Below are 20,171 nucleotides of genomic sequence, written 5' to 3'. Positions count from 1 at the left end.
AGATTTACTATAAAAACATCAAACCGAGAAACACCAAGCTTATAAACTTTCAATCAACACGCCTTTATCTAAGATAACTATGATGCAGCCAACAACCATTGTGCAACTACTTAACATACTGCCCAAGAATCAGACCATCGAGTCTGCTATTCCGGGTTTATTTTTCTACTGTGCAGATAGACCCAATAGAACCGTCAGCTATATTCAAGAGCCTAGTATTTGTATTGTACTGCAAGGTGAGCGAGAGATTTATTTAGGGAATGACTGCCAAAATTTTGATAATAGCAACTTGATGTTTTGCCCTGTAAACATTCCCCTGAGCATGCATGTCAAACATGCCTCAGTAGACAGTCCTGTTATTGTGCTGTCTATGAAGTTAGACCTTGCTATGATTAGAGAAATATTGGCCCAGATACCGCCCGCACGAAATACAGAAGAAAAGCATCTGGGTATAAAATGGCATCTGGATAACACCATACTTGCCGCCTTTGAACGACTCATCAACTTGCTCGATTATCCAAACGATCTCCAATTTTTATCTAAATTAATTCAACAAGAAATCTACTACCGACTGCTCTCAGCACAGCAAGGCAATAAATTGCGGCAGCTCGTCGTCAATGGAAGTCATACGCATCGTATCAGCCAAGCGACGGATTGGCTCAAAGCGCATTTGAGTGAACCCGTCATCATCGAAGAGCTGGCCAGTAAATGTGGTATGAGTGTCTCAGGGTTTCATCAGCATTTCAAAGAGATCACTCAATTAAGTCCGCTGCAATACCAAAAAAGCCTACGCTTGATGGCAGCGAGGCAGCTTATTCAACGTGGTGAATCACAAATTTCACAAGTCGCCATGCAGGTAGGATATGAAAGCCCCAGTCAATTTAGCCGTGAATATAAGCGCTTGTTTGGAGTCAGTCCGAGCAGTGAGCTTAATTGATACATCTAATAATCTGGCGCACACGTTATAAAATAACACTCAGACCTTGATGACTTTTGTCTTCTAGGTCAGCGTAGCTTTTGACTTCGTTTTATTACTCTGCGTATTCATATCAAGGAGACACTTAGACGTCCCAATCGAATTATTTACGAAATGTTTTAATCCAGAAAATAACAGTTGACTTACCCTATATATTCATAATATAACATATATATAATTTATGCATTTAGGGCTATTAAAACACCGTTATTCCTAGGTTAATCACAAGCATATTTCGTGAGGAGGTACTATGATTCGTTTCAGTTACACACTCAAATGCTGGACACTAAGTACTGTCTTTTACTCGGTCTTTTACTTTTCCGTATTAATGACAGATCCTGATTTTGGTAAATATAACCATATGTTAGCGCTAAGCACATTGCTCTTCCCGATTTCCAAGCGGGCAATTGACGCATTGAGTGACTCTTTAAGGCTCGATTTCGATATGTTTGATGGCTTCTTATCGCCCTTACTCATCAATATTACGATATGGCTGCTTACCCCTTTTATCGTCTTTTTAACATTTATTGCTTTTTTGGCTTATAGCATGGGCGTGGTAAAAAGAAATCTGAATCGTCGAAACTAATAGCCAAAATCCCCTAATGCCACCTCGGATGCTTTATTCTAAGTATTTCTGAGCAAACAGTATTGGCTTGAATATTAGAGTTCACGTAGGGTGCGCTAAGTTCACTGATAAGAATCAGATCTAATGAAATTAGTGCGTAGAACGCACCCTACTCAAACTACATACAAATTCTACGAACCGTTATTTGCTTTTGATACTTACCTAAAGGACCATATTTACCCATAGAACTAATCTTACCAACGACGCAAGTGTCAAAATATTTGTAATAGCCTTTTTGATTTATACTTTTCGAATCTTTTATCAATAACTGCTTTGGATCTGATACATAGTAAGTGATGCCATTAGAAACGAACTCATGAACCTCAAAGCTTCTTTTAAAACTGCCTCGTAACTGCACTTCTTTTTCTACGCTTGTTGGCGCGAATGCCTTCGCATTTTTATTATTACTGGCTTGTATTTCATCACAGCCCGTACTCATAAATATAGTTGATGCAAATCCTAATATAGTCAGTTCGGAATAAAATCGATACATTGTTAGTTATGTGCGACTGGTATAAATTTTCCTTGCTTGCTGCTATCACAGAGGCTACGAAAAATTCATTCCAGTCACACTGTATCTGTTTTAAAGTGAATCTACTATATTATCAATCTACCTTTAACCATTATTTTTTATCCTGCTCAAACACCTACGTCAATGTATTAAATAAAGTCCAAAAAACTCTGGGCCGTGTCCTCATTTTAAAAATGGTTATAAAAATGAGATAAATTGCAGTCAAACGAGGAAAATAGTGCAAATAATATCGGGATATTAGGGTCTGTTGAAAAAATTTAGCCCATTCAGATACAATCGCTTGAATTTAGGACACGCCCTAGTGTAAAAGAATAATAGCCCTTTAATTTAATCAAATATTATCGACTAAATTAAAGGGCTATACAAGACAATGGTCATATGTCGTCAATTAGCAAGCTTTAACACTCATATCGAGCCTTAACTCACTTTATCCCACATCTTGCTTAGACGCTTCGGTGATACCGCCATACGGGTTTTCATGGGCTGGGCGAACAGTTGAATGCGATACTCCTCAACCATCCAGCGGTACTCGCTGATAGACTCATTGTTGGCGCGACCTGCCAGACGCTCCATGTGCAAGTCCAGCGCATAGACACCATCTAGGTCGGCTTCGATATTGTGTTCAAGGCGCTCAATGCGAACCTCCAGCGCCTCTAGATAGCGCGGATACTGCTGCCATTGACTGTAATCCATATGATAGACAAAGTTGGCAAGTTGCAAGTCCTGCAACTGATCCTCGATGTCTTCGATAGACTCACCAAAGATCTCTCGATCGAGCATGAGCAAACTCTGACGAATGCGTTGCCAGCGAGTGTAGACATTTTTGAGAGTTTTTATGACAGCTTGACCAGTCAATAAGAAGTTGCTCAACACAACTTCAAGTGTTTTCCCATACTCCTCTGGCGTGAACGGCAACTCCTCGCTTAAGCCAACAGCGATATCATCAGCGCTCTCTGGCAACTCTTCACTATGATCAAATAAAATATAGTGCTCTTCCAGAGCGGCATCTAGCGTCGCATCGATAACAATGGTTTTTAAGGCTTCCATGTCGCCAAGGGGCGCAAATGCCAGTTTGAATATCTTATCAATTTGGCTGGTCAGCTGTTTTTTCTTAGCGCCAAGCTTGCCTTTGATTAAGGTCAATACCCCTATACGGTGCGCCTGCAATGCGGCATTGACATCGGTATACTGATGGATCGATACCGCCTCACCTGCCTCGTCAGCGACCAAAGCGGCAAACTGTTTCATCACCACGCCTGCGCTATGATGATTTTTGCTAAAGGCAAAATGCTCAGGGAATTCGGTATGCGCGCCTTGCTGCTCATTCACAGCCTGCCTGGTCTCAGAGGCGTGGCGAATCTGTAGCGTCTGGAGGTCGCGACCTTTTTCTATAATGTGATTTTTATCATCGACCACACAGATTTGTGGCTGCAAATAGCGATCAATGGTAGAGGGATTAAAATTGTCTGCTGTAACCGACATAATGCCGCGACGGTTTAAGGCTTGGCAAAGCTGCTTGAGCAATCCTTGTCCACCAGCGGGTTGCAATTCATCAAACAAACTATCGGCAGTATCGGGAATCGGCACAATTTGACGGCGAATATCTTTTGGCAGTGACTTAAGTAATTGCAAGACCAACTCAAAGCGCCAACCGGGTACGCCCCATAACAGCTCGATAGCATCTAGCTGCGGTAGCGCCACAAGCGGCACGCGAATAGTCACCCCATCGTCATCGCTCGCAGGATCAAAAATATAGCGTAGTGGTAATTTTAAATCACCCAGCTGCCATACTTCTGGAAAGTCACCTGTGGTCGGTGCTTGGCTATTGAGTACGTCGTCATCGGTGAAGAAAAGATGCTTGGTATCAGTTTTTTCAACCTCGGCACGCCAGTCTTCAAAAGCCTTACGACTGGCGACATGCTCAGGGATTTTCTTGTCGTAGAACTGGTACAGCGTCTCTTCATCGACCAATAAATCACGACGGCGAAGTTTGTCTTCAATACGCTCAACATGAGCGATTTTGTCCATATTGTGCTGCAAGAATGGCGCTTGGCGACCCAAGTTACCCGTTACCAAACCATCTCGGATAAAGATTTCTCGCGACTCGACAAGGTTGACTTGCTCATAATTGGTCAGTTGCTTACTGATAATAATTAGACCAAATAAACTAATCTGCGCGTAGGCTTTGACACGTCCCGTTTTCTTCGACCAATGCGGCTCAAAGTAGTGATACTTTAATAAGTCACCTGCCGCTGAAATAATCCATTCTGGTTCAATTTTGGCAACAGTACGCATAAAGACTTGCGAGGTTTCTACAACTTCAAAAGCCATGACCCACGGTGGTATCTGTTTAAATACCGTACTCGCTGGGAAGATTTTGGTTTTTTGCTGGCGCGCCGCTAGATATTCACCACGACTTTCAGTCTTGTGGGCGATGGTAGACAACAGGCCTGTTAATAATGCGCGATGTAAATTGGCATATTTGACCGCTTTGATTTCTTCATCATCAATCGCTGTTGGATCGTTAGTAGCGTTTTCTAACGTATCCGTAGTTTTTGCCTCTTTAACATCCGTAAGCTTAAGGTCGGTGACCATTTGCACCAACTGGCGATGAGTCTGACTCCATTCACGCACCCGTGGAAAACTCAGATAGTTTTTCTTGGTAAATTGCTTACGTTGATTACCAGAGAGCTTGTTGCCATCTTCATCGGTTTCAAACAAGGCTTTCCACAGACTTAGATAAAATAAGAAATCTGAGTCATCTTGGCGAAATTCCGCATGCTTTTGATCCGCTTGTTGACGTTTATTGGCAGGACGCTCGCGTGGATCTTGTACGGCAAGCGCGGCGACCACGATAAGCATTTCACGAATACAGTCAAAATCAGAACCAGCAACCAGCATACGTGCCAGCCTTGGATCAATTGGCATACGTGCCATCTTTTGACCAGTAGGCGTCAGGCTTAAATGATCGAGACCTTTTTTTGCTTTTGGCTTGTTGGTCTGAGAAGAGGCGACAGCTTCGCTTTTAGCCGTAATTGCCCCTAACTCATCGAGTAATTTATGACCGTCAGTAACTAAACGACTATCGGGTGGCTCAATAAACTCAAAATCATCAACGCTACCTAAACGCAGATTGGCCATTTGTAAAATAACTGAAGCTAAGTTAGTACGCAGAATCTCAGGCTCAGTAAACTCAGGGCGACCAGTAAAGTCCTCCTCGCTATAAAGACGAATACAAACACCTGGTGCGACACGACCACAGCGACCTTTGCGCTGATTAGCAGCCGCTTGTGAAATCGCCTCAATCGGTAAACGCTGCACGCGTGAACGATATGAATAGCGTGAAATCCGTGCAAAGCCCAGATCGATCACATAGCGAATACCGGGCACGGTTAGCGCTGTCTCAGCCACGTTGGTCGCGATAACGATACGTCTGCCGCGACCGGACGGCTGAAAAATACGCTGCTGCTCTTCATAGGTCTGTCGCGCAAATAAAGGCAACACTTCAGTGTGCTTCGGGCCATGACGCTCTAGCACCTCTTGTGTCTCACGAATCTCTGCTTCGGTCGCGGCAAATATCAAGATGTCTGCTTGATCAGCATGACCTTTGCTTTGGGCGTCGCTAAAGCATTCCTCTACCGCAGCCACAACCGCCCGTGGCAGGTTCTCTTCAAAATCATCGTAGCTGTCATCATCCGAGCTGGTCACCGGCTCATCGGTCAGCGGACGATAGCGAACTTCAACGGGGAAGCTACGCCCTTCGACATTAAAAATCGGTGCGGGTACGTTACGTTTTAGCTTGTTATCATAACGACTGAAATATTCACTAAAGCGCTTGGTATCGAGCGTTGCAGAAGTGATAATGACTTTTAAATCAGGACGCTTGGGCAATAGCTTTTTCAAATAACCCATAATAAAATCAATGTTTAAGCTACGCTCATGCGCCTCATCAATGATGATGGTGTCGTACTTACTTAAAAATCGGTCATGTCCTAATTCAGCCAGCAAGATACCATCGGTCATGAGCTTAACGACCGATTGCGCTGTACCCTGCTCATTGAAGCGAATCTTAAAGCTAACCGTATTACCTAACTGCTCGCCCAACTCCTCAGCGATACGATTCGACACACTCCGTGCTGCTAATCTTCTTGGCTGTGTATGCCCTATTTGCCCAGTAATACCGCGACCTGCCAGCATTGCCAGCTTCGGTAATTGAGTGGTCTTACCCGAGCCTGTCTCACCAGCAATGATAATGACTTGGTTATCAATAATTGCTTGGATTAAATCTTCTGCTCGCTGACTGACAGGTAAATCAAGGTTTAATTTGGCTGGCAAGTCCTGAGGAATACTATTGATACGCGCTTGTACTGCTTGCTGCGAGCGGGTTTTGATTTTGTCGTACTGCGCGCGTTTTTTGGCAAGAATATCTTCTGCTTTAGCGTTTTTCTCGTTCGCGTTGTTATCCGATTTCTTATTCTTAGCAACAACAGCACGCGCCAGCTCACGTTCTAAGCGGTTTAGATAATAGCTGTCTTTTGCTAGTACAGGCAGTTCTGCAAACTTATTTATATCATTTGTTTCAGCTAAATCACTAGTTGCGTTATTTAAATTCTCAGAAAAATCATCGCTTGCTAAATTTGAATTATCATTAAAAGTATTAGACATATTTGCTTAGGCTATTTATTGTTTATAAGTGGTTTGATTATGGGGATAATTTGGACGTGGTTCAAGGTAGTTATAGTGTTTGGTTGCAACTATGCAGTCTATTACCTATTTTCAAAACGCTCAGTCAAAATATTTCTAAGCTCATCCGTCATCGGTCTAAATTTAAAATGCTTTGGCTCCATCTGATTAATCAAAGCATACTGAGCATTTTCAATCGAGTTATCCTCACAAGAAAAATGATTCATCTCCTGACCAGTGATGGCATTAATAATATAAAAAGAGGTATCGCTATCTTCAAAATGTGTCAGCTCATAATAATTATTCGGATCCCGCATAACGAGATTAGTACCATTAGAAAGAGCCGTATAATAGGCATCCTCAGTAGCTTGCTGCGCCTCTAATCTTAAAGGATTACTTTGGGTGGCGAAATAATACTTGAGCATATAACCAATATCGCTATTAATCACATCCACACGTAAATGCTCACCGTTTTGTGTGATGCACTGATAGATCATAAAAGGTTCATAAACCCGTGGTTCAGTAGCGACATTCTCGTCCACTATGCTCTCCCACTCCATCCCCATAATAGGCGCATCTAACATGAGGCTTCCATCCTCAATCAACTTATACCCTGCTGGTACGTCTTGATCTTCGACCGTAAACTGGAGGTTTAACAACTCATTATTTTCTTTTCGAGCATTGTCAGTGTCGCTACTCAGTACCGCTGTAGTGTCGTCCGATGTGTCTTGTTTATTCTTTTTATCCCAGAGTGTTATAGCCACTAGGACAATAAAAATTCCTATCCCAAGGCCAACACCTGCGATAACCCACTTAACAAATCCTCTTATAAAATTTTTCAAATCTACCAGCCATATTTTATTTTTATGAATAAATTATTTGTAAATTTAACCGTTACTCGTATGAATAATCTGCTGACTAGTAGCCGCTTGCATAAAGAAGCTCTGCATCTTTTGTAGTGGCACCCTAGGGAAAGGTAAGTGTAGCGAGAGTATTAACTTTTCAAACCCTACCATCTCATCAGCCAATGCTTGAGCAATGTCGGGTTGAATCTGCGGATTGTCATACAGATTATCAATTAGCCAAGTGAGTTGCGGAAAACTGGCATTGTCATGAATCTGATATAGGGCGGGCACTAGCTCATCAGAGATTTGGCAGCGCGTTTTGCGAATTATGCCGTTCTTAAAGTACATATTTAAAGCCATATTATGTCAACTTCCTTAAATTCTTAATACTGAGGTAACCGACGTACTCTTTATCATCATCGGTATTTGCAAGTTCATGACTATCATGAGGAATAGGTTCAATTAAAATCTGTACGTTTGAGATAAGATCATTAACGTTATAAATATCATCGATATCCACCGCAAATTTATCATCAATATGCGACGCGGCATCGAAAGGTGAATCTTTATTTTTAAAAGTAAATTCTTTATAGAATGCACTCTGTTTCGCTTGTTTGACAGCATCGGCTTGAGTGGCAGCAACGATAAGTAGTTTATAATGAAACTCTTCGAAGCTCCCCTGCTGATAGCCGCCTAAATTAATAAAGAACAGTTTTAAACCATTATTGCTATCTCTAATTGCTGATTCGACTAACTTTATCGAGTGATTACCGATCTTAGTAATAGCGCGATACGAGTCGATGTGCCATTTATTTTTGACTTCAGGCCAATGATGATTAATATCGTCTATCAACTCGCTCACCTGATTGGCCACGCCAAAAAACATGTCATGCTGCTCAATCAAACGACCTTTTGAGCGACCACCAAGTTGCACCATAAATAGTGTTGGCATCTTACACAGTCCTTATTAAATATATAAAATCCATCGTTAGTCTACTCAATGTTATCAGCTTGGTCTAAAGGCAGTTTGACCATTCTTATAGTTATAACACCCGCCCTGTCCTTAGCGCAAACGCCCAATCTTCACGACCGTTTATTGCAGCCAATTTAGCCGCAGCTTCATAATCATAAGGCACTTTGATATGCTCAACTTGCCAACTTGTATCTTGCACAGCATCTTGCATAATACCTTGCTTAGCATCAATGCATTTAATAAGCGCGTAACTGGCATGTGGCGAATAGGTTTGCATTTTATGAGCGATAGGCAAATCATCTTCATAGGCTGGATAACCAACGCTACCTGTATTGACTATCATTTGTCCTGTCGATAGCGTAACGGTACGTGGGATATGAGTATGACCACAGATGATAACGGCGCTCTCAATACTGTTAAGCAGTGCCAAAATGTCTGCTTCATCACGTACTATCGGCTGCCCTGTTTCGACATTTTCGAGCATATATACCATGTCATCGGTTGGTGACCCATGACATAGATATATATCTTCACGGACATGATAATCAAACGGCAAAGCCTGCATCCATTCAATAGCCACTTTGGGTAAGTCCTCAAGGATAAAAGCCATGGTTGCGTTATCAGCAATATCTGCTGCTGTCGCTTCATAAATCTGTCTATCCTGATTACCTCGAATCGTAATGATATCGTTCTGATGCGCCATCAAAAGCGCATAGGTATCTTTAGGGGCAATCGGTCCGTATAAAATATCACCCAAATTGATAATTTGATCGATATTGCGACGTTTGATATCAGCCAACACAGCTTCAAGCGCGAAGATATTGCTATGAATGTCGGAAATAGCGGCTATTGTCGTTACTTGTTTATTTTTTGAATTACTCATCTATTTGTTCACCAAGCAAAAACTGCTTTACTACTTTAACCGTCGCTACGGAATCCTCTTCGTGTGGTACATGTCCCAAATTATCAAATACCTTTAACTGGCTATTAGCGATATCTCGATGAAACAGTTTGGCATTTTCTACTGGAATTAGGTCATCTTGCGCACCCCATAAGATGAGGGTTGGTAAATTTAATTGTTTGATTTGTGCTTGATTTGCCGTGTTATCCATCTCCAGCAAGCGGCGGTTTAACGCCAGACGGTTGCCTTGACGCAAAGTCAAATCGTAATAACGATCCACCAAAGCCTCATCAACTTTACTGTCGTCCGCATAGACGCTTAAGATACTTTTTTTCACAACATCACGCGGTAGCACACGGCTAAGCAGTGGAGTCAATATGGGGTATTCCGCCAGTTTAAAACCAATAGGTACCTGCTTTGGTGTTGCAGGGTAGCCAACTGCATCGACCAATATAAGGTTATTAACCCGCTCAGGATATAATGCCGCAGTACGCCACGCGATTTTACCACCCAGCGAGTTGCCTGCTAACGTCACGCGACCCACTTCCAAATTATCAAGCACATCAATGACGAATTTAGCATAATTGGCACTGTCATACTGAGTAGATTCATTGGTATAAGGGCCGGTCAAGCCAAACCCCGGCAAATCCATGCTGATGACACAATAGTCATCACTTAACTCACGCGTCCAGCCCTGCCACGTATGCAAACTTGCTGAAGTGCCATGTAGTAATACAATAGTTTTGGGCTGTCCCAAGGTTTTATCACTATAAAGATTAGATTTTATCTCATTTTTTATGGCATTTTTGCTCGGATAGGCCATGCATCTTGGCGACCTGATCACATGCGCCTGCATGCCTTGCACGTCTATAAACTCACTATTGGGCAGTTGCCAACGCTCTAGGTCGGCGACGCTTTTATCAGCCGCCCAATAGACTACGATTAAAGCCACCAATAAAACAAGCAGCCCCAAAACAATAAAGACCATGATTTTCGTTAGACGTTTTGCCATTTTTATTAAATCCGTTTAATGAGATGACGCTAATATGTGATGTTAATCTCGTTCAAACCTGTTATTACTTATAAACAAACAAATATTAAGTATTTTATACAGACATTCAGGCCAATAGTAAATAAAAAACCCGATGCTTGAGAGTAACTCAAACATCGGGTGTCATGGATTTATAGTCAGCTTATTATAAGGCTAAATTAGGAAAAAATACGCCCACAGCCCAACTACAAAGGTGGCGATGATATTAAGAATAATACCCGTCCGTATCATCTCTGACTGCTTGATAAGCCCCGTACCAAATACAATCGCGTTTGGTGGTGTGGCGACAGGAAGCATAAAGGCACAAGAGGCACCAATACCGATGACCAGTACCAACACTTCATGTGGTAAACCCATCTGTTCAGCAATAGCAGCGAATACTGGTACTAATAACGCGGCAGAGGCAGTATTAGAAGCGAACTCTGTCAAGAAGATAATAAATGCCGATACCGCAATCATCACAATAATAAGTGGTGCCGAGGACAGCGCATTGGCGACCGTCTCGCCCAGCACCAACGAGGCACCAGAAACTTTCAAAATTGTTGATAGTGCGATACCACCACCGAACAACATGAGCACACCCCAGTCAGTATTGTCAGAGACTTGCTTCCACGATACGAGCCCTAAGCTCACCACCGCTGCAGCTGCTGACAAGGCAATGACCGCATCGGTATCAGTGATATCGAGTGCCGCACCGATTTTTTTGGAGAATATCCAACTCAGTGCTGTCACGATAAAGACAATAATCGTCACTACCCGAGGTTTATTCCACTCAATAGGTTCCTCTTCGACAAGAACGACCATACGATTAAGATTGGGCTTCAGGAACAAATACATAGCGCCTAACAACAACGGCAATAGTACCAACATCATTGGAATACCGAACTTCATCCAATCGATAAACGCAATATCAAGCGCTTTTGCGGCGATGGCGTTAGGCGGTGAACCAACAATCGTACCCAAACCACCCAAGCTGGCAGAGTAAGCGATACCCAATAATACAAACACAAACGTACCGCGATCTTTTTCGCGGTCAACCTGCGTTAGGATTCCGAGCGCAAGAGGCAGCATCATGGCTGCCGTGGCAGTATTCGATATCCACATCGATAAGAATGCAGTAACACCAAATATTAAAAATACGGCGGTACCAAGCTTGCCACCTGACATAGACAGAATTTTTAGCGCAATTTTTTTGTCCAATTGCTGTACATGCAAGGCGGCAGCCAAAGCAAAACCACCAAAAAACAAGTAAATCGTTGGGTTTGCAAAGCTCTGCAAACCGATTTCGGCATCGAATTCTGGAATACCAATTAGCGCACCAACTACCACCACTAATAGTGCAGTAATAGTCACATGTAGCGCTTCCGTCAGCCATAGCACGCCGATGAAGAAAAGCATGGCCAAGCCTTTATTGGCATTGATATCAAAAGGCAATACATTATAAATAATCATACTGACAATGGCAGCGATAATAACCAGTATCAGCCCTTTGCCAGTTCCTTTCGGAAAGGTATCGGTAAACAAATACTCATTGCCATCATCAGGAAGATGGCTGTCTAACTTTTGCTCTGACATAACATATCCTTATTGTCCTCAAAGACGTTATAAAAAACTAAAATATAAAGATGATTTTGAATCGTGACTGTTTTTTAACGATAACTTTTTAAAGATAACCTTTTAAAAATAACGTTATCCTACTAAGAAATTTATGTGGTTGAATGGCAACCCCAATGATATTCCGTTACATATCGTCACTAAACAAGCGCACATCGCATATGTACAACGAGGTGGCGCTATCACATACTTGATGGGTAGAATAAAAATGAAACGCCAATGAACATTTACTATTCACCTCTTCGTTGGCAGTCAATAAAAATAATCAGGAGCATGCTATGACAGACTCAAATAAAACAGACGCAACCACGAAGATGGCACCAACAGATATCAACCAAGATGGTCTTGATAAAAAAGACCAACAGCGTACGGATGATTCTGCCCTAGATATGATGCAAGGTATGCACGAACATGAAGACCATGACTCAGAAGACGATAAATAATTCGGTATAAACAGCTATAAAAAATAGCCTAAAAGCGCTTATCTGATGATAAGCGCTTTTTTGGTTGTGGTGGTCTCTGTTCTGGCAGATGATCTGAGGCATAGTTATAGACGAATGCCGCTGTCAGTACGATAGTGATCGGTACAAACAACGCGCCATAGCCGATCCTAGCATATAAAAACGCGCCCACTACCCCGCCACCGCAAAAGCAATACCAAATAATCGCTTGAAAACCCAATGTCGGTTTGCTAATCGAGCGTCCTGCTAGCCAATTACCAATAGCAGCACCCATATCTGACGTTAGACCCGTTAGATGAGTAGTACGAATGACAGCGCCACTATAGGTCGCCACCATCGCATTCTGTAATCCGCACGCCATTGCCGCCGCCAATTGTCCAAAGTAATCATGTTCTTTATACAGCAGATAGCTGATCAGCAGTAACGCCGCTTCAATATAAAGCGCAGTGCCATAGCGCCGTCCTAACTTCAATGAGGTTTGCCCAATGACAAAACCGCTCAATATTGCCCCTGCCAAAAATGACAACAACGACGCGCCAATATATAAAATACTTCGGGCATCAAAATGAGCAATAGCAGCAGCAAACAGACTCACGTTACCTGTGACATGCGAGACGGACAAATTGGTAAATCCCATCAACGCTGCCGTATTGAGGCAGCCCGCACTGAATGCCAGTACAGCCCCGCCCCACAGTATCCACCTTGGTAATTTGGTTATCATATCCACCACCTAAAGGCTTGTTACCGAAAAGCCCGTAGTATAACCAAAAAAGACAGCCGGTTGGCTGCCTTCTCTGTTATTACGCTAAGGGTTTATTATAACCAATGGCTCTTATGGCTTTTATAGTTCTCAAGAATTCATAAAACACAATAAATGCCAATTAAGACTTTTTAAATAATTACTGCTGTGGCTCATCAAGCATCATTAATTGTTCACTGATGGCGACAGTATTAAATCCAGCATCAACAAACATAATCTCACCAGTGATACCTGATGCCCAAGGCGATAGTAAAAACAAAGCCGCGTTGCCTACTTCTGTTTGACTGACGTTACGCTGCAGTGGTGCGATTTTTTCGCTGATATCGAGCATCTTGCGGAAAGACTTAATACCACTGGCGGCAAGCGTGCGAATAGGTCCTGCAGATATAGCATTAACACGTATGCCTTCACCGCCCATAGAGGTCGCTAGATAACGAACGCTGGCTTCAAGACTGGCTTTTGCCATACCCATGACATTGTAGTTTGGCAATACTGAAATACTGCCTTCGTAAGTCAATGTCAACATAGAGCCATGGCGCATTGCTAATAATTCACGAGCTTCTTTAGCCAAAGCGACAAAACTGTAGCTCGATATATCATGGGCGATATGACTGCCTTCACGCGTCGTGGCGCTAACAAAATCCCCGTTCAGCTGATCCATCGGCGCAAAACCAATAGCGTGTACCACGCCATCAATACCATCACCCCAATGGGCAGTCACTTGCTCAAAGCAAGCAGCAATAGACTCATCAGAGGCAACATCACACTCCAGTACCAAATCTGCTTCGAATTTTTCAGCCGCCATATCGACGCGCTTCTTAATTTTGTCATTTGGGTACGTCAGGATTAGCGAAGCCCCTTCACGGTGTAACGCTTCTGCGATAGCCCAGGCGATAGAAAGCTTACTTGCGATGCCAGTGACGACGAATCTTTGTCCTTGAAGTAGCATAATATTTCCTTTTTGAATCGATAGAAATTATTTAGAATCGATATTTATTTAGAGTTTTTAAGTGAGAAGTAGCAAGTGATAAAAAATGTAAACCAGAAGATTGCCCATTATACATGAATTGATTTAAGTAAACAGTCGTAAACTGTACTTGAGTGCCGTTATTCAAATACACTCATATCAAAATATGATGCTGACCCGTAATGATGGTCAGTATATTTTAGCAGGCTACATTGATAATAAAACCCATATACCGTTATCTTTTTACTGCTTATTTTCAAAAATTCAGCCATTAAACACAATTGCCATTGTGGTTTCGATGGCACCATCGGCACCACTCTTGCGATTAAACGCTTAACTGCTCGCCACAGCAGTATGAAGTTAAGCAGATTTCGAGTATAATCACAGCCCTTCCCAGCTTGCATAATTTTTATAAGAATCCTTACATGATAGGATTCAACGTTAAGCTACACCCACATTTTGGATGGCTGCCAAACCTATGAGTAACACTCCCATCATAACCCCAGATTATAAAGAAAGTACCGAATCTTATCGCCAACTGATTGAATCAACTGGCGAAGACTTAGATCGTCCTGGATTACAAGATACGCCTATTCGGGCGGCAAAAGCCTTTGCTCATTTAACCCAAGGCTATCATCAAAGCTTAGATGAAGTGGTCAATGACGCAGTATTCCCATCGACCAACCGCGAGCTGGTGCTGGTGCAAAACATTGAGTTTTATTCGTTATGTGAACATCATATGCTTCCTTTTCATGGGGTTGCACATATTGGCTACCTACCGAATGGACAAGTATTAGGACTGTCAAAGTTTGCGCGTATCGTAGACATGTTTGCCCGTCGTTTACAAATTCAAGAAAACTTAAGTGAACAAGTGGCACAAACCATTATGGACGTGACGGGCTGCCGCGGTGTAGCCGTGGTGATGGATGCATCGCATATGTGTATGATGATGCGCGGTGTTAATAAGCAGCATTCAACCACACGAAGCACGGCGATGCTAGGCGAATATGTTCATGATAATCAAGCACGAAATGAGTTTTTGGGTGCTGTACCTAAGCGCCAACCGGCATTTTAAAATGGTACTTTAGAATATTAAAAATAAAAAAAGGACACTTATCAAGTGTCCTTTTTTATGCAATTTAGATATTTTTAAAACAGAAATACTGTTAGCGCGTAGTAAACCAGCCTTAGCTAACTGGTTTTACATCATCTACCCAGTTGCCATAACCAGCGGCTTCCATCTCGGCTAGTGGAATAAAGCGCATTGCCGCTGAGTTCATGCAATAGCGTTTACCCGTTGGGGCTGGACCATCGTCAAATACATGACCCACGTGCGAGTCAGCGTAGCGGCTGCGAATTTCGGTACGGGTTGAAAAAATACCACGGTCTTCTTTTTCGACGACCACATCAGCGCTCAACGGACGGATAAAGCTAGGCCAGCCTGTGCCAGACTTAAACTGATCACGAGAAGAATACAGTGGCTCGCCCGATATCACATCGACGTATAGCCCGGGCGCTTTATTGTCCCAATATTCGTTATCAAATGCGCGCTCGGTACCCTCTTTCTGAGTGACTTTGTACTGAATGTCACTGAGCGAGTTTTTCAGCGTTTCCTGTGTTGGCTTCACAAATGTCTTTGGATTGAAGCCAGCACTTGCTTTAGTGGTTGATGACTTATTTGATGTTAGTTGCTGTACGCTACTAGCAGTGGGTTTGAACTGGTTAAAATCTAGCTCATAATCTTTGCCATAGACGCTTTCGATAAACTGATATCGACCAGAATTAAAAGTATAAGCCTTATAGCGTAGCGGATTCTTTTTGTAATAGTCCTGATGATACTCTTCTGCCGGATAAAAGGTGCTGGCAGGAACAATCTCAATCACTACTGGTTTTTCATATACACCAGAGTCTTGCAATGATTGCTTGGCAGCTTCTGCTATCTGCTTTTCTTGGGCATTATTATAGAAAATAGCGGGGCGATATTGCGTGCCTCGATCGACATACTGACCTTTATTATCAGTTGGATCAGCGATTCTCCATAGCGCCTGTACTATACCGTTATAAGTAATCTTTTTAGGATCATAGTATACTTGCGCCGCTTCCGTATGACCTGTGCCACCTGCTGATACCTCTTTATAGGTTGGGTTTTCAGCACTGCCACCTGTATAGCCAGACACTACTTCTACCACACCAGGTATTTTCTCATAGCCTGCTTCCACACACCAAAAGCACCCACCAGCAACCGTAGCCACTGCCAATCCTGGGGTTGTCGGTGCATAAGGGTTGGCAGCGGTGGTGTCTTTCACGGTGGGGCTGGTTTCAGTCGAGGCACAGCCTGCATAAAAAGCACTGCTCGCCATGATTACTAACCCAATGACTTTAGACGGTAATATACGATTCATAACTATCTCCTAAAAGGATTTCATTTAACTATCATAACCTCTAGGTCTCACCGAAGTATTCCTATATTGTTATATATATATGTACAGCACGTCCAATTATTTTTCAAAAAAAAGTCTACTACCTTATGGTAATAGACTTTTTTTAATTTATCAGTCAATGATTATAAGCAGACTACAATAGTCTATGCTGCTTTATCGCTACTTTTATTTTCACCAGCACGACCTTCACTGGCTTGCATAATCTTGGTCAAGATTTCCTTGATACCAGACGCTGGCATATAAGTCGGAACTGCATAAGTATCGCTGACTTCTTTTGCAGCGGCTTTAGCAATACTGTCAAAATCACTAGTTTTCATGCCTTTAACCGTTGGATCAATGTTTAAACTTTTGATCAACTCTCGTACTTGGGCAATTAAGTTATCTGCTATCGCACCGTTGCCACTGCTGGCTTGACCATGTTTGACCATGCCTGTCTTCTTTGCCAATGCTGCCAGTCGTTTTTCACTCGCTTTACGATTTAGATCCAGCACATAAGGCAAAACGATGGCATTCGCGCGACCATGAGGAATACTATAATATGCCCCTAATTGGTGAGCAATAGCATGAACATAACCTAGGCCTGCTTTGTTAAAGGCAATACCACCGTAGTGAGCTGCGATACCCATCTCTTCTCGTGCTTTTAGATCGCCACCATCTTTATAGGCCATTGGTAGATACTGCATGACTGATTTGACAGCTGAGGCCGCATAGTAATCAGTTTCTACACTTGCGTTTACGCTCATCCACGCTTCGAGCGCGTGTGTCAATACATCGATACCAGTATCCGCTGTGATGTGCGCGGGCATACCTTTCATAATAACTGGGTCTATAGCTGCAGCTAATGGCACCATTCTTGGGTCGATAGACAAGGCTTTTTGATGGGTTTTATCGTCTGATACCACTGCACCAAGCGTTGCCTCTGAGCCTGTACCCGCGGTAGTAGGAATGCAATACAATGGCATAGAAGGTTTTCTTGCTTTGAGAATACCGATAAGTTGTCTAGGTTTACAGTTATTACCTTGCGACATTGCAATCATCTTAGCCGCGTCAATGACTGAACCACCACCGATGGCCAGTATCGAGTCACACTTAGCGTCAACTGATTTGCGTAGTCCTTCTTCGACGACCTTAAAAGTAGGGTCTGGCGTGATACCATCATATAGCTGGTAGCTGATGCTTTTACTATCTAAATAATCGGTGACTTTGGCAGGTATACCAAGCTTATTTAACACTGCATCAGTGACGATAAATACATTGGTACTGCCTTCGTTAATGAGCATATCACATATCTCATCACAGGCAGTCTCACCGACGAATAGCATCGGTCTTCTTATCGGTATCACATAAGAAAAGGCTTTCAGCACTTTGGCGCGCGTTTTGGCAACCGCCAAGTAACCAGCGTGCTGTAATGGATTGTTATTTACTAATTTAGAAAGACTGCTTTGCTTTTTACTGGGCATAAAAAATCCTTTTTTAATAATGCTTTAATGGCAATGATGACCATTTTGATCCGCTAACGATAAACGATGCCAAAATAGGTAAATATATGGGTCACGAAAATATATCGATAGAGCAAACGAGTGTCTAAACTTATTGTACCACTGCATTTTTTAGGATGTCGCTATTATTATGAACTGGTATGTTCTGAGTTTTGAGCCGTTTTTAGTTCCTGTTAAGTGGTACTCGCTTTTAATAACTGCTGAGCATATGGATGCTGTGGGTCATTAAATATACTTTCAGTGTGACCATACTCCACGCATGTGCCTTCTTTTAATACCATAATGTACTGACACAGTGCGCGTACTACTTTTAAATCATGACTGATAAAAACATAGCTGATTTGCAGCTTTTCTTGGATTTCACGTAGCAAGCTGACCACTGTTACCTGCGTGGTACTGTCCAGCGCCGAGGTAGGCTCATCCAATATGAGTAGGCTCGGCTTCATAATCAATGCGCGCGCCAATGCCACGCGTTGACGTTGTCCACCTGACAGCTCATGCGGATAACGCTGTACAAAATCCGCCGGCAAATGCACAGTAGCCAGACTATCCATGACTGCCTGCTGGCGCGCGACCTTGTCCACGCCTTGTACCAATAGCCCTTCTTCAATAATTTGCATAACCGTCATGCGCGGGTTGATACTGGCAAATGGGTCTTGAAACACCATCTGAATCTGTGAGCGGAACTTACGCAGCTCGCTCTTGGACAATGCCGAGAGGTCTTGCCCATTGACGACTATCTGCCCATTCACACGTGCTTGGTTGCTCAGTAATTGACTGAGTGCGAGTGCGATGGTGGTTTTGCCAGAGCCAGACTCACCGACGATGCCCAGCGCCTGTCCTTTTTGTAACGTCATATCGACATTTTTTACCGCATCAAACCAGCGTTTTGTACCACCGAATAGGCTTTTTTCAATCGGGAACTGTACTTTTAGATTCTTCACTTCTAGTACGCTTGATTGCTTGTCTGCATTATTATCTACTATAGTCAAGGCTTGACCAAAGTCTTGCTGAATAAGCGTACGCGTATAGTCGGCTTTAGGCTGACTAAATACCGCTGATGTTTGCCCCTGTTCAATCGTTTGGCCTTGGCGCATGACGACGACCTCATCACTGTAACGCCTGACTAAATTAAGATCATGACTGATTAATATCATCGCCATATTATGCTGGCGCTTAAGATCATCTAATAGTGCCAAAATCTCGTGCTGCAAAGTGACATCAAGCGCGGTAGTCGGCTCATCGGCAATTAAGATATCAGGCTGCTGAGCTAATGCCATGGCAATCATCACTCGCTGACGCTGACCACCTGATAGCTCATGTGGATAACGGTTCAACTTGTCAGCAGGATCCGTAATATTGACATCATCTAGCAAAGCGATGCTGGTTGCTCGCCATTGCTTTTTTGGCACGCCGCTTAGACGCAGTGATTCGGCAATTTGTTTGGCGACCGTATGTAATGGATTCAATGCGGTCATCGGTTCTTGAAACACCATGCCAATACGCTGCCCACGAATAGGTCGTAGTGCAGCATTACGCCCTTTGTCATTGGCTACTGGTAATTTAGACATGCCTGCGGTGCCTGCCAGCTGAACCGCACCAGTAATGGTTAAATTATCTGGTAGCAGACCTAATAGTGCAAGACTGGCAATCGATTTGCCAGATCCCGACTCACCAACGATGGCCAAGGTTTGCCCTTGCCGCAGCTCATAAGACAGCTCGTTGACCAGTTGGACGCCTGTGGCGGTCCTGATACTTAGCTTATCTACTGTCAACATGAGCTTATCTTGTACACGGTCGAGCTTTTCATTCGACGTGCTATTTTTTTTATTAATCATGGTCA

Annotated in this window: 17 protein-coding genes; 4 read left to right on the top strand and 13 right to left on the bottom strand. The window is 43.0% G+C overall.

What is annotated here, in order from left to right:
• The first annotated feature begins 79 nt into the window (after positions 1-79).
• Together ACTQ9T_RS04785 and ACTQ9T_RS04780 are read left to right on the top strand one after the other, a co-directional pair.
• Entirely contained in the window at positions 80-937 is an 858-nt protein-coding gene (locus ACTQ9T_RS04785) for an AraC family transcriptional regulator N-terminal domain-containing protein (RefSeq protein ID WP_440464226.1), read from the top strand.
• A gap of 289 nt (positions 938-1,226) precedes the next feature.
• Positions 1,227-1,562 carry a hypothetical protein gene (locus tag ACTQ9T_RS04780; RefSeq protein ID WP_440464225.1) on the top strand — a complete coding sequence of 112 codons (336 nt, stop codon included), beginning with the start codon at positions 1,227-1,229 and terminating at the stop codon, positions 1,560-1,562.
• A gap of 157 nt (positions 1,563-1,719) precedes the next feature.
• On the opposite strand, the gene ACTQ9T_RS04775 is transcribed toward ACTQ9T_RS04780, so the two are convergent.
• The 8 genes from ACTQ9T_RS04775 to ACTQ9T_RS04740 all read right to left on the bottom strand — a co-directional run bounded on the left by ACTQ9T_RS04775 (position 1,720) and on the right by ACTQ9T_RS04740 (position 12,161).
• Complete coding sequence (locus ACTQ9T_RS04775) at positions 1,720-2,040, bottom strand: hypothetical protein (RefSeq protein WP_440464224.1); 321 nt, start codon at positions 2,038-2,040, stop codon at positions 1,720-1,722.
• A gap of 510 nt (positions 2,041-2,550) precedes the next feature.
• Positions 2,551-6,702 carry an ATP-dependent RNA helicase HrpA gene (hrpA, locus tag ACTQ9T_RS04770; RefSeq protein ID WP_440464464.1) on the bottom strand — a complete coding sequence of 1,384 codons (4,152 nt, stop codon included), beginning with the start codon at positions 6,700-6,702 and terminating at the stop codon, positions 2,551-2,553.
• A 197-nt stretch (positions 6,703-6,899) separates the two neighbouring features.
• Complete coding sequence (locus ACTQ9T_RS04765) at positions 6,900-7,658, bottom strand: hypothetical protein (RefSeq protein WP_440464223.1); 759 nt, start codon at positions 7,656-7,658, stop codon at positions 6,900-6,902.
• Positions 7,659-7,703: 45 nt separating this feature from the next.
• Complete coding sequence (locus tag ACTQ9T_RS04760) at positions 7,704-8,021, bottom strand: hypothetical protein (RefSeq protein WP_440464222.1); 318 nt, start codon at positions 8,019-8,021, stop codon at positions 7,704-7,706.
• Position 8,022: 1 nt separating this feature from the next.
• The gene (locus ACTQ9T_RS04755; protein WP_440464221.1) at positions 8,023-8,613 is read right to left on the bottom strand and encodes a DUF1543 domain-containing protein; all 591 of its coding nucleotides are present in this window, start codon (positions 8,611-8,613) and stop codon (positions 8,023-8,025) included.
• Between the two features lie 91 nt (positions 8,614-8,704).
• Entirely contained in the window at positions 8,705-9,517 is an 813-nt protein-coding gene (locus ACTQ9T_RS04750; RefSeq protein ID WP_440464220.1) for a metallophosphoesterase family protein, read from the bottom strand.
• A complete protein-coding gene (locus ACTQ9T_RS04745) occupies positions 9,510-10,547 on the bottom strand; it encodes an alpha/beta fold hydrolase (RefSeq protein ID WP_440464219.1) in 1,038 nt (345 codons plus the stop codon). Before ACTQ9T_RS04745 ends, ACTQ9T_RS04750 begins: the two co-directional genes overlap by 8 nt.
• Positions 10,548-10,739: 192 nt before the next feature.
• Positions 10,740-12,161 carry an SLC13 family permease gene (locus ACTQ9T_RS04740; protein WP_440464218.1) on the bottom strand — a complete coding sequence of 474 codons (1,422 nt, stop codon included), beginning with the start codon at positions 12,159-12,161 and terminating at the stop codon, positions 10,740-10,742.
• A 317-nt stretch (positions 12,162-12,478) separates the two neighbouring features.
• On the opposite strand from ACTQ9T_RS04740, the gene ACTQ9T_RS04735 reads away from it, so the two are divergent.
• Positions 12,479-12,643: a hypothetical protein gene (locus ACTQ9T_RS04735; RefSeq protein WP_189581845.1), complete on the top strand. Its 165-nt coding sequence runs from the start codon at positions 12,479-12,481 to the stop codon at positions 12,641-12,643.
• 28 nt (positions 12,644-12,671) lie between these two features.
• On the opposite strand, the gene ACTQ9T_RS04730 is transcribed toward ACTQ9T_RS04735, so the two are convergent.
• Entirely contained in the window at positions 12,672-13,382 is a 711-nt protein-coding gene (locus ACTQ9T_RS04730) for a YoaK family protein (RefSeq protein ID WP_440464217.1), read from the bottom strand.
• A gap of 178 nt (positions 13,383-13,560) precedes the next feature.
• On the bottom strand, positions 13,561-14,370 hold the full coding sequence (locus tag ACTQ9T_RS04725; RefSeq protein ID WP_010196229.1) for an enoyl-ACP reductase FabI: 810 nt from the start codon (positions 14,368-14,370) through the stop codon (positions 13,561-13,563).
• Between the two features lie 496 nt (positions 14,371-14,866).
• On the opposite strand from ACTQ9T_RS04725, the gene folE reads away from it, so the two are divergent.
• Positions 14,867-15,463, top strand: a complete 597-nt coding sequence (gene folE, locus ACTQ9T_RS04720) for a GTP cyclohydrolase I FolE (RefSeq protein WP_010196233.1) — start codon at positions 14,867-14,869, stop codon at positions 15,461-15,463.
• A gap of 112 nt (positions 15,464-15,575) precedes the next feature.
• On the opposite strand, the gene msrB is transcribed toward folE, so the two are convergent.
• From msrB to ACTQ9T_RS04705, 3 genes are all read right to left on the bottom strand, one after another.
• On the bottom strand, positions 15,576-16,790 hold the full coding sequence (gene msrB, locus ACTQ9T_RS04715; protein ID WP_194618593.1) for a peptide-methionine (R)-S-oxide reductase MsrB: 1,215 nt from the start codon (positions 16,788-16,790) through the stop codon (positions 15,576-15,578).
• 182 nt (positions 16,791-16,972) lie between these two features.
• Entirely contained in the window at positions 16,973-18,289 is a 1,317-nt protein-coding gene (locus ACTQ9T_RS04710) for an iron-containing alcohol dehydrogenase (protein WP_440464216.1), read from the bottom strand.
• Between the two features lie 212 nt (positions 18,290-18,501).
• Entirely contained in the window at positions 18,502-20,166 is a 1,665-nt protein-coding gene (locus ACTQ9T_RS04705; RefSeq protein WP_440464463.1) for an ABC transporter ATP-binding protein, read from the bottom strand.
• Between the last annotated feature and the right edge of the window lie 5 nt (positions 20,167-20,171).

It is taken from the genome of Psychrobacter sp. ASPA161_6 (genome assembly GCF_051970285.1).
GTDB lineage: Bacteria > Pseudomonadota > Gammaproteobacteria > Pseudomonadales > Moraxellaceae > Psychrobacter > Psychrobacter glaciei.
Note: the sequence above shows the minus strand (reverse complement) of the source record. Positions and strands in the feature narration are given on the sequence as shown.